The sequence below is a fragment of the Shewanella sp. 2_MG-2023 genome (assembly GCF_030548905.1).
Taxonomy (GTDB): Bacteria; Pseudomonadota; Gammaproteobacteria; order Enterobacterales; family Shewanellaceae; genus Shewanella; species Shewanella electrodiphila.
The window spans coordinates 81,937-97,309 of record NZ_JAUOSO010000009.1; the positions used below are offsets into that span (position 1 = coordinate 81,937).

The following is a 15,373-nucleotide window of genomic DNA, read 5'->3' on the forward strand; positions in this document are numbered from 1 at the left end:
CTATTCAAATTACACACTTGCGTAAGATTGCGAGTAGTTTATTCGATCCAGCTGACAATGCAAGCTTAGTTTTCGTGGTCTAACCACGAAAATTATCATACTTTGATATCAAACCAGATTCAATAAAAGTCGTTGCCTTTGAAGGCGATTAAACCATGTACATTCCACCATTTACATGCAGGGTCTCACCCGTTATGTAAGCAGCAGAGTCAGATGCTAAGAACAATACTGCGTTAGCAATCTCTTGTGCCTGCCCTAAACGCTCCATTGGAACTTGTGACATGATAGCTTGCTGTTGTTCTTCAGTTAGCTCATCTGTCATGTCAGTTTGTATGAAACCTGGTGCAATAGCATTCACTGTTATTTGACGAGATGCAACCTCTCTTGCAAGAGATTTTGTAAATCCGATCAAACCAGCTTTAGCTGCAGAGTAGTTTACTTGGCCTGCATTGCCCATGGTACCAACAACTGAACCGATGTTAATGATGCGTCCATTACGTTTTTTCATCATTGAGCGCATTACAGGTTTTGATAATCTAAATAGCGACGTTAAGTTAGTATCAAGGATATCTTGCCACTCATCATCTTTCATTCGCATTAATAAATTATCACGAGTGATACCCGCGCTGTTTACAAGAATATCAACATCACCGGCTTTTTCTTTGATCTGGGCGAATAATTGTGCAACTGATTCTTTATCAGTAACGTTTAATACTAGACCGTGACCTTTGTCGCCAAGGTACTCTTGAATCGCCGCAGCACCTTTTTCACTGGTTGCAGTACCAATAACAACTGCGCCGGCTTCGACCAAGGTTTCAGTGATTGCACGTCCAATACCACGACTTGCGCCAGTGACTAATGCAACTTTACCGGTTAAATTAAAGCTAATGCTCATGAAAATTCCTTATTGGATTAAAGCAGATAAAGACGCTGCATTGTTAACCGCATGCCCCTTTAATGATTTATTAATTCTTTTTGTTAAACCCGTTAAGACTTTACCTGGGCCCATTTCTACTAAATCTGTGATGCCTTTACTTGCCATTAGCTCGACCGATTCACTCCAACGCACAGGGCAATATAACTGGCGAACTAAAGCATCTTTAATGTCACTTGCCGCAGTTGGCGTAGCAACATCAACATTATTTATCACGCTAATTTGAGGCTCATTAAAATTCAATTCGGTTAATGCTATCGCTAACTTATCAGCTGCAGGTTTCATCAGTTCACAATGAGACGGCACACTCACTGGTAATGCTACTGCCATTTTGGCCCCTGCCGCTTTACACGCAGCCGCAGCTCTTTCTGCCGCTTCTTTTTCACCAGCGATAACGACTTGGCCAGGACTATTAAAGTTAACCGGGCTAACCACTGCGCCATTGGCTGATTGTTCACAAGCTGTAGCGATTGCATCATTATCTAAACCGATAATAGCAAACATCGCACCTGTGCCTGCTGGAACAGCCTGTTGCATGAGTTGACCACGAAGCTCGACTAATTTTATAGCATCTGCAAAATCAATCACACCAGCACATACCAGCGCGGAGTACTCACCTAAGCTATGGCCTGCTAATAAAGCAGGTTGAGCCGCACCGCTTGCTTGATAAGCGCGGAAAATAGCCACACTTGCGGTTAATAATGCAGGTTGAGTTTTATCTGTTTCATTTAACTTTTCAGCGGGTCCATCTTGAGTTAGCGCCCAAAGGTCATAACCCAATACTTCGCTTGCTTGTGCAAATGTCTCAGTGACAACCGGAAAATCCGCAGCAAGATCTGCTAACATGCCAACGGCTTGCGAACCTTGACCAGGAAAAACAAAAGCCATATTTTCCATTATTTTTATTACCTTTATTCGTTCATGAAAAATGAAATTATTCGTCTGTCGTCTGTATAAAGCGCTAACTTTACTGACAAGTAATATTAGAACAGTTAATGAATGAGTCTCTATTCAAAATATTAATTATCTTACTGACGTTTTAACGATAAATCTAGAATCTAACCAGCTGGTTAAATCAAAACCTAACTAACGCACTGCCCCATGCAAAACCGCCGCCAAACGCTTCTAGCAAGATTAATTGACCACGTTGAATGCGGCCATCTCTGACGGCTTCATCCAGAGCAATCGGAACCGATGCAGCTGAAGTATTACCATGCTTAGCTAACGTCAATACCACTTTATCTAAGCTCATATCCAGTTTCTTAGCTGTAGCTTTAATAATTCTAAAGTTTGCTTGATGAGGCACTAACCAATCAATTTCTGATTTATCAATATTATTAATACGTAATGTTTCAGTCACAACATGCGAAAGCTGAGTGACTGCAAACTTGAAAACATCATTACCTTTCATAGTCATAAAACTAACGGCTTCTGATGATTCTGCAGCTCTTGGCGGGAAAGAACATTTTAATAAATCACCTTGACGGCCATCAGCATAAATATGAGTCGAAATAATACCTGGTTGCTCACTTGCACCAATCACGGCTGCACCAGCACCATCGCCAAATAATATGACAGTAGTACGATCTTCAGGATCGCACAAACGTGATAATACATCTGCGCCGATAACCAATACTTTTTTAGCGGCTCCTGTTTTTACAAACTGGTCTGCAATAGATAATGCATAAACAAAACCTGAGCACGCTGCTGCAATATCAAACGCAGGAATAGTATGAATGCCGAGTAACTTTTGAATTTCACAGGCTGCAGCAGGAAAAGCATTGCTAGCACTTGTGGTACCACAGACAATCATGTCTAGTTCACTGGCTTCAATCCCTGCCATTTCTAGCGCTTTTAAAGCGGCTTGATAACCTAATGTAGTAACAGTTTCGTCTTTTGCTGCAATACGTCGTTCAGAAATACCTGTACGCTCCACAATCCATTGATCTGAAGTGTCGACCATTTTTTCTAAATCGTGATTACTACGAACTTGCACCGGCAGATAACTACCAGTTCCGAGAATTTTTGTTTGCATATAATGAGATCAGCTATTGATGTCTAAAAGAATCGTCTCCAAACGATCTTTAATCATTTCCGGAAGACGACGTTTTGCTTCTGTAGCAGCTAAATTGATTGCTTGTAAGTAAGCCGCTTCATCAGCGTTTCCATGACTCTTTACTACTATTCCGCGCAATCCTATCAGACTTGCGCCATTGTAGTGGTCGGGGTTCATCTTACTGAGCACTGATTGTATACGTGGAGCGAGGAGTTTAGACAACATCCGAACGAACAAACCTTGCGTTAAGCCACGTTTTAATTGGTGGACTAACAGCTTAGCAATGCCTTCTGATGTTTTTAACGTGATATTGCCAACAAAGCCATCACAAACAATGACATCAACCGTTCCGGTGAATATTTCATCACCCTCAATAAAACCGGTGTAATTGACTTGTTCAGTATCCAATAAATACTGAGCAGCTTGCTGGACTTGATCGTTGCCCTTCACGTCTTCGATGCCGACGTTCAGTAATGCAACTTTTGGTCTTGCGCGTTTATGGACTGCTTCACATAACACTGATCCCATGACTGCAAACTGAAATAACGTTTCAGAGTCACAGGAAACATTTGCGCCAAGATCTAATAAATAAACAGGTTTACCTGTTACTGCAGGTAAGCAACTCACTAAAGCGGGCCTATCAACCCCAGGAAGCGTTTTAAGTAAAATTTTGGCCAATGCCATTAATGCACCAGTATTACCGGCACTAACGCACGCTTGGGCTTTACCATCTTTAACTAATTCTAACGCCAAACGCATTGAACTTTGTTTGCGCGAACGAATAGCTTGGATAGGTCTATCACACATGGTGATAACTTCAGTGGTATGAATAATTTGAATACGTGCACGAATAACACTATCAATATCAACTAGGAAAGGATCTATTTCGGTTTGATTACCGACAAGAATAATGGATAGTTGAGAATTGAATTTCAGTGCCTGCAAGGCTGCAGGCACTGTGACGAGGGGGCCATTATCGCCCCCCATCACATCTAACGCGAGCGTCAGATCCGTCATAAGATTAGCAACAAATTACTTGTTGATAACCTTTTTTCCGCGGTAAAAGCCATCAGCAGTCACGTTGTGACGTAGATGTAATTCACCGCTAGTAGCGTCTACAGATAATTGAGCTGTGCTCAATGCATCGTGTGAACGGCGCATGCCGCGCTTTGAACGTGATTTTTTATTCTGTTGTACAGCCATTTGACTTGTCTCCTAGATTACTTGCTCTTCAGTTTTTCTAACACTGCAAACGGATTTGGACGCTCCTCTTGAGAGGGCTCGATTTCGCCTACAACTATGTCTTTTGTTCCTAAGTTGCAATCAACATTCTGATGCATAGGAATAATTGGCATAGCGATTATCAATTCATCTTCGATCAACTGATGCAGACGAACTTCACCAATTTCATTGCACTCAATCGGCTCATACGCATCCGGGAGCTCATCGATTTCTTCTTGTGTCTTACAAAGACCAAAGGAGAAGTCGACCGTAACCTCTGTGGTATATGGTGTCATACAACGTTGACATAGCAGAGTGAGCTCCGTCACAGCCTTCCCGCTAAGGTAGACTATCCCCTGAATATCGACGCCACATTCTAGCGACACTGTCACATCGGAACAATCGCCAGCACATAACTCATTTAATCGCTTATTCTGTTTGCCGGGCACAACACCTTCATAACGAAGACCGCTGGCTGCAGTTCGAATAGGATCAATTGATACTGGTATCTTTACTGTTTGCATAAGGCGCGCATATTATAGTTTGAAAACGCTAGAGTCAAAGGAAATTTATCCAAATTGCGGTTAATTGCTTAACTAAACAAATTGAACAATTTACTAAAACGCCAACATTAAAATTGATCGAAGCGAAATATTACCTGTCACAGCCTGCGATCACAAGCGCGATCCGGCTAAATTTACTGCATTTGAACGCAATTTTGACTTATTATAGTCGTAATTATCTAAATACATGAAAGACGTAACATGAATACCAAAATAATCTTGGCTTCTACATCAGTATATCGCAAAGAAATTCTCGAAAAATTACAACTTCCTTTCGACTGTTTATCTCCCAATGTCGACGAAAGCCCCATTAAAGGTGAAACAGCACAAGCATTAGTATTACGCCTAGCAAAAGCAAAGGCTGTAGCAGGTGCCAAACTCTACAATACAATTAATAATAATCTCGATACGCATAAAAAAGATGTGAACAATAATCCAGAGACTAAACTCGATAAAATTAGCTATATAAAGAGTGGATCAAACGAAATACAACCTGCGGTGATAATTGGCTCGGATCAAGTGGCAGTAATAGATGGCAAAATTGTTGGTAAACCCCACTCCAGTGACAAAGCCATCAAACAACTTCAACAAGCCTCCGGCAAAGCTATCACTTTTTATACTGGACTCAGTGTTATCCATAGCCAAACACTGCAAGCATTCAGTTTAATCGAACCATTCACCGTGCACTTCAGAGAGTTAACCCTCGCAGAAATTACCCGTTATGTTGAACTAGAACAACCTTTATACTGTGCTGGCAGCTTTAAAGCTGAAGGACTAGGAATCGCTCTATTTGAAAAGCTTGAAGGCGATGACCCTAACACCTTGATTGGTTTACCACTGATTAAGCTTATTCAGTTACTTAAAAAACATGATATTCAAGTATTGTAAAAGTCACGTTTTTTAAAAAATATATGAACCTTTGTTAAGAATAATCAAAGGTTCAATTTAAAATCGGTAATTTCTGAATGACTATTATCGGGCGCAATATAATTTTGCGTCTACTTTATTGAATAACTCACTTCCAACTCATTTAATCAACAAAGATAAAAGAATCATTACAAAAATAGAAGCAAGGATTACAAAGAATAGAATAAAACAAAAATCAATTAATGCTAATGAAAGTGACAATCAGCAATATAAATACACAAACCCACTTGCAAACAATTAAAATTAGTTACCCGGCAAGTATTCCAGACTGATGGAATTACTCCAAAATGAAATACCAAGTACACTCAACCTTTCAATTTAATATTCATCATTAATATAACCTCTTTCATTTCGTATAAATAAGCCTTCTAACTTGACGATATATTTACATTATTACAGATTAAAAAAAAGACTAAAAAGTTAATGAAACGATATGGTAATGTTTCCCCCTTTAATTAGCGATTTAGCACCACTTTGCAATAAAAAATTAAACAGCCAATGCAAAGCCAGCTAACAAGCCATTAATAACAGCAGCTTAAACAAAAACACAGCAATAAGCCCAAACAACTTAAGGTTGTTCTAAACTAATGTTCAGTTCTCAAAACAACTTAAATATACATTTAGATCACATTGCAACTAATATCATTTACCATGTAAGAATAAAATTGACATTCATCACATACTATTTCTTTGCAAACATTTACATTCCTCACCGAAGCAATCACCGCATTACTAATACTAGATAATAGAATTAGTAATGAATCAAAGTTAAAGCTGCAATATCAGAGGTGTTAACTAAAGCATCGATATTGCACAAATGATTTTGTGAGCACTGCTTTATTTACATCTAAATTAAATTTGGATGTTCAAACATATTAAAGCTGAACGTAGTTAAACGTTTTATTAACGTATAAATAAAAGATTGTTCGTCTCACCTAGTGTTTTACAAGACATTCATTTAAATGGACGTCATTAAGCTATTAAGGTAAAGACTGCTCATTCTATCCATCGCTTTAAATTGTAGGTTGAAATAAAAATAATATTAAATGCTAGTCACAAACTAGTAGGGGAACAATGATGAAAAAAACTTTTAAATTAAGCCTTGTCTGTATTTCAGTTTTGGCTTTAACTGCTTGTAACGATGATGATACTGTTACAATCGATCCTAATCCTGAACTAGAAGTACAAATTGCTGAATTAACTCAACAAAACCAGCAATTAGATGAGGCTAATAAAGGTTTAACAGAAGATAACAAAAATCTATCTGATACCAACAAAGAGTTAGATGAGAAAGCCACTAGCTTTGTTAGCACATTCCAACAACAGTGTGCCAACATTGGTGTCAATTTCGAATATGAAAACCCGAATCCTGATACGCCGTATGTCAATAATGGTAAATCACCAGAAGCGAGTTTAGTGGGCGTATTTGGTATGCCTGAAATTCCTTTTGAGCATAATGAAGGGTCCACATGTACTTCATGCCACAACGATGGCCACGATAACGGTATGACTTGTGATACTTGTCATAGCTTTGCAGCAGAACCTGTTGAGCCAACAGATCCTGTTGATCCAGTTGAACCAACAGACCCAGGTGCGCCAGGGGTTCCTACTCATCCAGCTGATGGAAATTGGGATAGTTATACTGGAGCATCAAATGTAGGTACTTTCTATTACAATGCAGACGGTGCTTCATTTGTTAATGCTGCATTCTTAGAAACTCGTATGGGTAAACAAAATACTTTCTATGAATGGAAAGAAGCTGCTGAAGGCGAAGGTGTTAAAACACTTAAAACGGCTTGTGGCCAAGAAAATCGTGAATTTATCACCCATGAATTCCCAGACGATGGCAAATCTTATAAGCTGAATAGTTATTCTAACTTCAAAGGTGCTTCTACTTTCACTACTCATCGTATGGAAAATGGCACGCCAATAGCGAGTTCAGCTACATTTGGTCCTGGTATGAGTTTAGAAGATGACGGTGAATACTACATCGACTTATTTATTACCAAGAATAATACTTGTAAAAACTTAATCACCAACGGCAGTGGTGAAGTGCATTACTATGAGTATGATACTCGTTCTAATGTTAAGAAAGGCTCACCAGATATGGGACCACGTAATGCTGGTGCACGTATACAAGTAACCGCTGATTTACATAAGTCAGTACTGAAAAGCTTTGACTGGTTCACACCTGTTTATGGAGCTGATGGCCAATCATTCGATCCACTAGCTGTAGACTGGAACACTGTAGGTTCTTGTGATCTAAAACTGAAAGTGCAAGTTATCTACCCACTAGGTTAATTAACACTTAGATACAAAAAAGCCGGTGAATGATTCATCGGCTTTTTTATGATTAATTCTTAAGGCAATAACTAGTTATGATTCGAGACTATTTTTTATAAACTGAAACAAGTAGCCAAATCGTACAAGATAACTCTACGAGCTAAAGATGCAATAATATATCAGTCGGCTTATTGACTGTTGCTGTTGGACTCTGACTTAATAAATCTTCTAAGCTATGTGCACCATAAGTGACCGCAATGCTACTCACACCCGCATTATTTGCCATTGCAATATCAAGCTTTGAATCACCAATCATCACTGCCTGTTCAGCATTGATATCTAACTCATCAAGTAAAGATGTGATCATCGAAGGGTGAGGTTTAGACTCAGCTTCATCAGCAGAACGAGTAGCCACAAAATATTTACCTAAACCCGTTTCAGACAACATTCTATCAAGACCTGCTCTGCGTTTACCGGTAGCAATGGCTAACGTGTGCCCTGCTGCTTGAATTTGAGATAACACATTCTCAATACCGTCAAACAAAGGCGAAGGCGTCACATTAATGTTTAAGTAGTAGTTTTTGTAAGCTTCCAAAAGTTCGTCGTACATATCAGCATTGTGAGGAAACAACTTTTCCATCGCAGGTAAAATAGACAAACCGATAATATCGCGGACTTGTTGCTCTGAAGGAACAACTAAACTTAATTCTTTCGCCACACATTGCATGCAATCAACTATTTTACCGATTGAATCCATTAATGTGCCATCCCAATCAAAGATGACTAACTGATACTGTTTTGTCTGATTTGGGTTCATGCGCGCTTTAACTTCTCTAAGGTTGCTAATAAAACATCATCTAATGGCGCTTTTACTGTCGTCACTTCATCATTTTCAGGATGTATAAACTTAAGTTCAGCCGCATGCAAAAATAAACGATTTAAACCTTTGTCACGCATAGCATCATCAAACTTCTTCTCACTGTACTTATCATCACAGGCAATTGCATGACCTGCATATTGACAATGTACTCGAATTTGGTGAGTTCGACCTGTTACTGGACTCGCTTTAACTAATGTGCAGCCTTGGTAACGCTGCATAATCTTATAACGGGTTTCAGATGCTTTACCTTCAGGGTTTACTCTGACTATTCGCTCACCAGATTTAAGAGTGATTTTAAGTAACGACGCTTTAATGACTTTATCTTTAGCTTGCCAATCACCGCGAACCAAAGCCATATAATCTTTCTGCATCGTTTTCTTACGCAGTTGATCGTGTAAATGTTTTAATGCGCTGCGTTTCTTAGCAATAAGTAACACACCTGATGTGTCTTTATCTAATCGATGAACCAACTCTAAAAACTTTTGTTGTGGTCGTAATGAACGAAGGCCTTCAATCACACCAAAATCAACACCACTGCCACCGTGAACAGCAATTCCCGCAGGTTTATTCAATACGATAAGATGATTATCTTCATGAATAATACGTGCTTCTAACTGAGTCACTTTCGATAATTTAGCTGAAGGGGCTGTACGATGATCTTTTTCAGCCATTCTCACTGGCGGAATACGCACCACATCATCAATTTGTAATTTATACTCAGGTTTTATCCTTTTCTTATTTACACGCACCTCTCCTTTTCGCACGATTCTATAAATCATGCTTTTAGGAACACCTTTTAATTTGGTGAGAAGAAAATTATCAATGCGTTGCTCAAAATGATCTTCATCAATGGTGACCAACTGAACTTTTGTGGGAGTTTCTGTATTCATGATGCGCCTATAGTAATTACGGCGCACATTGTACCCTAAGTTTTACCTTGATGGGATAATAAGAATTCGTTGTTTTGATTGCTGTCTAAATTGTTTATTGCTATATTTGCGCAGTGATTGAGGATAAACAGTGAATAAATTGTTCACAACCTCAATTTATTATGGTGTTTTTTCAGTAGAATTCATGAGCACGGCAGGTCGCAAATCATTGATTTGCAGACTGTAAACATCACAAAGCAATAAGAATTGCTTTTACAGTTAAACCGTCTGTTTCATCATTATTTAAAAAGTTTTCCTGAAACATTGCACCCCCAAATTCGAACAAATTTTAGCTTGTTATCAAACAGACCGATTCGACTTGGGCATTACCGGATAAGAAATTTTAAAATTTATGGGGTTGGTTGCGTATTAACAACGAATTCCTTGTTTTTGTAATCATTAAAAAATAAGCCATAAATAGGATGCGACACGCAGCGAATGCGTCTTACAGCAATGCGCACCTAACTTGCCTAAAAACCAGCCGTGAGGCTTTGTGAATAATAATTTTAGGCCCGTAATGCAACGATAAGTCTTTGTTTGATGACCTTATTAGAAGAATTAAGTCATCATGAAACGTATGTTAATAAATGCAACTCAATCGGAAGAGTTGCGCGTTGCCCTAGTAGATGGGCAACAATTGTATGATCTGGATATCGAAAGCCCAGGCCATGAACAAAAAAAATCAAATATCTATAAAGGCACCATCACTCGCGTAGAACCTTCTTTAGAAGCTGCGTTTGTTGATTACGGCGCTGATCGTCACGGTTTCCTTCCGCTTAAAGAAATCGCACGCGAATACTTCCCTAAAGGATACTCTTTCCAAGGTCGCCCAAATATCAAAGAAGTGGTATCTGAAGGCCAAGAAGTTATCGTACAAATCGACAAAGAAGAACGTGGTAATAAAGGCGCCGCCTTAACAACGTTTATCTCTCTTGCTGGTTCTTACTTAGTGTTAATGCCTAATAACCCACGTGCTGGCGGTATTTCTCGTCGCATCGAAGGTGATGAGCGTACTGAGCTTAAAGCAGCAATGTCTGAGTTATCTGTACCTAACGGTATGGGTCTTATTGTACGTACAGCTGGTGTTGGTAAAGACGCTGCTGAACTAAAATGGGATCTTAAAGTTCTTCAACATCATTGGGATGCCATTCAGGAAGCTGCTCAAAGCAAGCCTGCACCATTCCTTATTCACCAAGAAAGTAACGTAATTGTTCGCGCAATCCGTGATTACTTACGCCGTGATGTTGGTGAAATCTTAATTGATCACCCACGCATTTTTGAAGAAGCGAAACAGCATATTGGCCTTGTTCGCCCTGATTTCGTTGAACGTGTTAAGCGTTACGAATCTGAAGTACCGCTATTCACTCACTTCCAAATTGAGTCTCAAATTGAGTCTGCTTTCCAACGTGAAGTACGTTTGCCTTCTGGCGGTTCAATTGTTATTGACCCGACTGAAGCATTAACGTCTATCGATATTAACTCTGCACGTGCTACAAAAGGCGGAGATATTGAAGAAACAGCATTAAACACTAACCTTGAAGCCGCAGATGAAATTGCACGTCAATTACGTTTACGTGACCTAGGTGGTTTAGTGGTTATCGATTTCATCGATATGACACCAGTTAGACACCAACGTGAAGTTGAAAACAGAATGCGTGATGCGGTTCATTTAGACCGTGCTCGTGTGCAATTAGGTCGTATTTCTCGTTTTGGTTTGATGGAAATGTCACGCCAACGTCTACGCCCTTCTCTTGGTGAATCTGCAGGTCATTTATGTCCTCGCTGTCATGGCCAAGGTACGATTCGTAGTACTGAATCTTTAGCTCTTTCTATCCTTCGCTTAATGGAAGAAGAAGCGATTAAAGAAAACACCTCGCAAATCGAAGCTGTTGTACCTGTTGATGTTGCTGCATTCTTATTGAACGAAAAGCGTAAAGCAATTCGCATCACTGAAGAACGTCACAATGTTGAAGTGTACGTAATCCCAGATTCGCACATGACAACACCTGACTACCGCGTATCACGTTTAAGAAGCGATGATGAAGTCGTTGAGTCAAGCTATAAGCGTGTAGAAAAACCTGAAGCTAAGTTGTACGAACCACGTAAACTAGAACGTGCAGAAGCACAACAGCCAGCTATTAAAGGTTTTGGTACGCCAAAAAATGTAGCGCCAAAACCGACTGTTGAACAGCCTGCTAAAGTTGAAGCTACTGCATCAGAGCCTGGTTTCTTCGCTAAAATGGTTTCAGCGATTAGCAAACTATTCTCATCAGATGAGCCTGCAAAAACTGAATCTAAGCCATCAGACAAAAATCGTAAAGATGGTCAAAACAACCGTCGTAACCGTCGCAATGATTCACGTCGCACTGACAATCGTCGCAATCGTAATGACAACCGCAGCGATAACCGTAACGATGCTGATAACAAAGGCAGAGACAACAAAGGTCGTAACAAGAAGTCTGACAGAGATGTTGCTAACAAAGAGCAAGCTGATAAACGTCCGACTAAGAATGACCCTAAAGTTAATACAAATAAACCTGTTGCAGATAAGCCACGTGCTGAAGGCGAGAAATCACCTAAGCAGGAAGCTGCCAGAGAACGTCGTCAACGTCGTAACATGCGCCGTAAAGTTCGAATTGAAAACGAACAAAATGAAGCTAAGTTAAATGACGTTGCCACAACTGAAACTACTGCTTCAGTTGAAACAGCTAAGCCTGTTGCGACAGAACAAGCAGCTAAACCGGCTCGTACTCGTCGTCCAAGAAAAGATAACACAGCAAAAACTGAGCAAGTTAAGTCTGAATCAGTTGAAGCGGTAACATCTGAATCAGCAAAAGATGCTCAAGTTATCAAAACTGAAAAAACTGATTCTGAAGTGAAAGTTGACTCTGCAGTTGTCGAAACCACGGTTGAAGCAACAAGTTCAGCGCCTGTAGCTGCCCCAGCTGAAGCATCAGCAGAAGCATCAGCAGAAGCGCCTGTTGTTACATCTGAAGATAATGCTGAAGACAGTGATGAGAAACAAGGTCAGCGTCGTAGCCGTCGTAGCCCTCGTCATTTGCGTGCAGCGGGTCAACGTCGCCGTCGTGATGAAGATGAAACTGCGCCAGCAACAGCTGTATTTACTCCAGTTGATGAACTAGAAAAACAACTCGATGCAGAACAAGCTGAAGCAGCAGTTGAAGTTAAAACTGAGGCTCCTGCTGTTGAAACAACACCAGTTGTTGAAGGAGTTAAAGTTGAAGCGCCTGTTGCTCAAGAGCCTGCAGTTGAAGAAGTTAAAACTGAAGCGCCTGTTGCTCAAGAGCCTGTAGCTGAAGAAGTTAAAACTGAAGCGCCTATTGCTCAAAAGCCTGTAGCTGAAGAAGTTAAAACTGAAGCGCCTATTGCTCAAGAGCCTGTAGTTGAAGAAGTTAAAACTGAAGCGCCTATTGCTCAAGAGCCTGTAACTGAAGACGTTAAAGTTGAATCGCTAAAAGCACCAGCTAAAGATAATTCAATCGCTTCTGCACCTATGGCTAAGCCTGCGGCTATTCAACGCAAAGTTGTTGCTACACCAACAGCATCTGCCGCGAAAGTTGAAGCGCCAGCTAAAAAACCTGCTGCCGCTAGTCGCTTTGGTTCTATGGTGATGTCAGATACAACTAAACCTGTTTCTGAAGCTCGTACTCAGCAAGCTGTCCCTAAAGGTCGTGAATATGAAAAATCACAACCTGATGCTGAAGCATCTAAGTCTAGAATGGCAAATAGTGCTTCGTCTGATACGACAAAAGCTTAATGATTTAAGTTCAGTCTAAAAGACTCATTTAAAAACCACGCTAATTAGCGTGGTTTTTTTATATTTACAATTTAATGAATTATTCTATTTATAATCAATTAAGATTAATTTCAGGTTTAGCGCAGCATTAAATTTTGTTAACATACGCACACTTTTATTATCAAACACATCAATTGTTTTCAGGGGCTAAATGTTCGATCTACTTCGTCACAAAACAAGCAGTAGCAAAGCAGATATTTTATCTGGATTGACTGTTGCACTAGCACTTATACCAGAGGCTGTTGCTTTTGCATTTGTCGCTCAAGTTGAACCTATGGTCGGTTTATACGCAGCCTTTATCATGGGTATTATTACTGCTGTTATTGGCGGGCGCCCAGGCATGATTTCTGGCGCAACCGGCGCTATGGCAGTTGTCATGGTATCGCTTGTTGTTGAGCATGGAGTACAGTATTTATTTGCAGCGGTGGTGCTAGCGGGGATAATTCAGATATCCGCAGGTATATTCAAGCTCGGTAAATTTATACGCATTGTTCCTTATCCTGTGATGATTGGCTTTGTAAACGGTCTCGCTATTGTTATTTTCCTTGCCCAGCTTGGACAATTTAAAGTCAAAGATGCCGCAGGAAACATGATCTGGTTGGCACAAGAGCCATTAATGATTATGCTCGGCTTAGTCGCTTTAACGATGGCGATCATCCACTTTTTACCAAAATTAACCACTGCGATTCCGTCTTCATTAGTCGCGATTTTAACGGTTACCGCAATCGTAGTTGGTTTAGATTTGGATACGCGTAATGTACTCGATTTCTTAAAAACCATGAGTGGTGATGAGCATGCAACCATTGCAGGCACCTTGCCTAGTTTTGCCATTCCAAGTGTGCCATTTACTCTAGATACCCTATTTATTATCCTTCCGTATGCATTTATTCTTGCTGCAATTGGTTTAATTGAATCACTGTTAACCCTTACCGTTATTGATGAAATGACCAATAGTCGTGGTAAAAGTAACAAAGAATGTGTTGGTCAAGGTGTGGGGAATATTACCAGTGGCTTCTTCGGCGCTATGGGTGGGTGTGCAATGATTGGTCAATCAATCATTAATATCAACTCAGGTGGTCGTGGTCGTTTATCTGGCATAACAGCAGCTTTAGCACTACTTGCCTTTATCTTATTTGGCTCAGCATTCATTGAAATTATCCCCCTAGCCGCGCTAGTCGGTGTAATGTTCATTGTGGTTCTCGGGACATTTGAATGGGCTAGTTTTAAAGTCATGGGCAAAGTACCAAAGCATGATGCATTCGTTATCGTCTTAGTCACTGCTGTGACCGTATTTACCGATTTGGCATTTGCTGTTTTTGTTGGTGTTATTGTTTCAGCACTCGTGTTTGCATGGGAACACGCAAAACACATCAACGTTGAAACTAATACAGATGCCAATGGCTGGAAAGTTTACAAGTTAAATGGCCCATTGTTCTTTGGCTCTGTATCTAACTTCTTAGATCTTTTCGATGCAACTAATGATCCTGAAGATATCATTGTAGATTTCCAAAATTCACGCGTTGCTGATCATTCAGCACTTGATGCTATTGATACGTTAGCTGAACGATATGTTGCAGCAGGTAAAAAGTTACACTTACGACACTTAAGTCCAGACTGTAAAGATTTACTCCATAAGGCACGTGATTTAGTTGAAGTTAATGTGATTGAAGATCCACATTACAAAGTGGCAGATGATGCACTGGATTCTTAATCCGAATCAATAAGTGATGTTATTCCATCAACAAAAAAGCGAACTAGATAGT

12 protein-coding genes are annotated in these 15,373 nt (G+C 40.0%); 4 read left to right on the forward strand and 8 right to left on the reverse strand.

Annotation, left to right across the window (positions count from 1 at the left end; genetic code table 11):
• Window positions 1-148: 148 nt before the first annotated feature.
• From fabG to yceD, 6 genes are all read right to left on the reverse strand, one after another.
• Window positions 149-895 carry a 3-oxoacyl-ACP reductase FabG gene (gene fabG / locus Q4600_RS10750; RefSeq protein ID WP_102528697.1) on the reverse strand — a complete coding sequence of 249 codons (747 nt, stop codon included), beginning with the start codon at window positions 893-895 and terminating at the stop codon, window positions 149-151.
• Between the two features lie 9 nt (window positions 896-904).
• Window positions 905-1,831, reverse strand: a complete 927-nt coding sequence (gene fabD, locus Q4600_RS10755; RefSeq protein WP_303516159.1) for an ACP S-malonyltransferase — start codon at window positions 1,829-1,831, stop codon at window positions 905-907.
• 178 nt (window positions 1,832-2,009) lie between these two features.
• Window positions 2,010-2,969, reverse strand: coding sequence for a beta-ketoacyl-ACP synthase III (locus Q4600_RS10760; protein WP_102528695.1), 960 nt, complete (start codon window positions 2,967-2,969; stop codon window positions 2,010-2,012).
• Window positions 2,970-2,978: 9 nt separating this feature from the next.
• Complete coding sequence (plsX, locus tag Q4600_RS10765) at window positions 2,979-4,007, reverse strand: phosphate acyltransferase PlsX (RefSeq protein WP_303516162.1); 1,029 nt, start codon at window positions 4,005-4,007, stop codon at window positions 2,979-2,981.
• 15 nt (window positions 4,008-4,022) lie between these two features.
• The gene (gene rpmF, locus Q4600_RS10770) at window positions 4,023-4,193 is read right to left on the reverse strand and encodes a 50S ribosomal protein L32 (RefSeq protein WP_011496728.1); all 171 of its coding nucleotides are present in this window, start codon (window positions 4,191-4,193) and stop codon (window positions 4,023-4,025) included.
• A 17-nt stretch (window positions 4,194-4,210) separates the two neighbouring features.
• Window positions 4,211-4,735, reverse strand: a complete 525-nt coding sequence (yceD, locus tag Q4600_RS10775) for a 23S rRNA accumulation protein YceD (protein ID WP_102528693.1) — start codon at window positions 4,733-4,735, stop codon at window positions 4,211-4,213.
• A gap of 240 nt (window positions 4,736-4,975) precedes the next feature.
• Between yceD and Q4600_RS10780 the strand changes: the two genes are divergently transcribed.
• Together Q4600_RS10780 and Q4600_RS10785 are read left to right on the forward strand one after the other, a co-directional pair.
• On the forward strand, window positions 4,976-5,662 hold the full coding sequence (locus tag Q4600_RS10780; RefSeq protein WP_303516166.1) for a nucleoside triphosphate pyrophosphatase: 687 nt from the start codon (window positions 4,976-4,978) through the stop codon (window positions 5,660-5,662).
• Window positions 5,663-6,775: 1,113 nt separating this feature from the next.
• Window positions 6,776-8,002 carry a hypothetical protein gene (locus tag Q4600_RS10785; protein ID WP_303524394.1) on the forward strand — a complete coding sequence of 409 codons (1,227 nt, stop codon included), beginning with the start codon at window positions 6,776-6,778 and terminating at the stop codon, window positions 8,000-8,002.
• A 142-nt stretch (window positions 8,003-8,144) separates the two neighbouring features.
• On the opposite strand, the gene Q4600_RS10790 is transcribed toward Q4600_RS10785, so the two are convergent.
• Together Q4600_RS10790 and rluC are read right to left on the reverse strand one after the other, a co-directional pair.
• Complete coding sequence (locus Q4600_RS10790) at window positions 8,145-8,801, reverse strand: HAD-IA family hydrolase (protein ID WP_102528690.1); 657 nt, start codon at window positions 8,799-8,801, stop codon at window positions 8,145-8,147.
• Window positions 8,798-9,754 carry a 23S rRNA pseudouridine(955/2504/2580) synthase RluC gene (gene rluC / locus Q4600_RS10795; RefSeq protein WP_229370376.1) on the reverse strand — a complete coding sequence of 319 codons (957 nt, stop codon included), beginning with the start codon at window positions 9,752-9,754 and terminating at the stop codon, window positions 8,798-8,800. Before rluC ends, Q4600_RS10790 begins: the two co-directional genes overlap by 4 nt.
• A gap of 607 nt (window positions 9,755-10,361) precedes the next feature.
• Here rluC and rne point away from each other — a divergent pair.
• Both rne and Q4600_RS10805 read left to right on the forward strand, forming a co-directional pair.
• Window positions 10,362-13,571, forward strand: coding sequence for a ribonuclease E (rne, locus tag Q4600_RS10800; RefSeq protein ID WP_303516173.1), 3,210 nt, complete (start codon window positions 10,362-10,364; stop codon window positions 13,569-13,571).
• 190 nt (window positions 13,572-13,761) lie between these two features.
• Window positions 13,762-15,321 (forward strand): SulP family inorganic anion transporter, encoded by a 1,560-nt coding sequence (locus Q4600_RS10805; protein ID WP_102529315.1) that lies wholly within the window; start codon window positions 13,762-13,764, stop codon window positions 15,319-15,321.
• Window positions 15,322-15,373: the final 52 nt, after the last annotated feature.

Excerpts from the sequence above, each read along its gene's own strand:
- fabG (WP_102528697.1), bottom strand. The coding sequence starts at position 895 with ATGAGCATTAGCTTTAATTTAACCGGTAAAGTTGCATTAGTCACTGGC.
- fabD (WP_303516159.1), bottom strand. The coding sequence starts at position 1,831 with ATGGAAAATATGGCTTTTGTTTTTCCTGGTCAAGGTTCGCAAGCCGTT.
- Q4600_RS10760 (WP_102528695.1), bottom strand. The coding sequence starts at position 2,969 with ATGCAAACAAAAATTCTCGGAACTGGTAGTTATCTGCCGGTGCAAGTT.
- plsX (WP_303516162.1), bottom strand. The coding sequence starts at position 4,007 with ATGACGGATCTGACGCTCGCGTTAGATGTGATGGGGGGCGATAATGGC.
- rpmF (WP_011496728.1), bottom strand. The coding sequence starts at position 4,193 with ATGGCTGTACAACAGAATAAAAAATCACGTTCAAAGCGCGGCATGCGC.
- yceD (WP_102528693.1), bottom strand. The coding sequence starts at position 4,735 with ATGCAAACAGTAAAGATACCAGTATCAATTGATCCTATTCGAACTGCA.
- Q4600_RS10780 (WP_303516166.1), top strand. The coding sequence starts at position 4,976 with ATGAATACCAAAATAATCTTGGCTTCTACATCAGTATATCGCAAAGAA.
- Q4600_RS10785 (WP_303524394.1), top strand. The coding sequence starts at position 6,776 with ATGATGAAAAAAACTTTTAAATTAAGCCTTGTCTGTATTTCAGTTTTG.
- Q4600_RS10790 (WP_102528690.1), bottom strand. The coding sequence starts at position 8,801 with ATGAACCCAAATCAGACAAAACAGTATCAGTTAGTCATCTTTGATTGG.
- rluC (WP_229370376.1), bottom strand. The coding sequence starts at position 9,754 with ATGAATACAGAAACTCCCACAAAAGTTCAGTTGGTCACCATTGATGAA.
- rne (WP_303516173.1), top strand. The coding sequence starts at position 10,362 with ATGAAACGTATGTTAATAAATGCAACTCAATCGGAAGAGTTGCGCGTT.
- Q4600_RS10805 (WP_102529315.1), top strand. The coding sequence starts at position 13,762 with ATGTTCGATCTACTTCGTCACAAAACAAGCAGTAGCAAAGCAGATATT.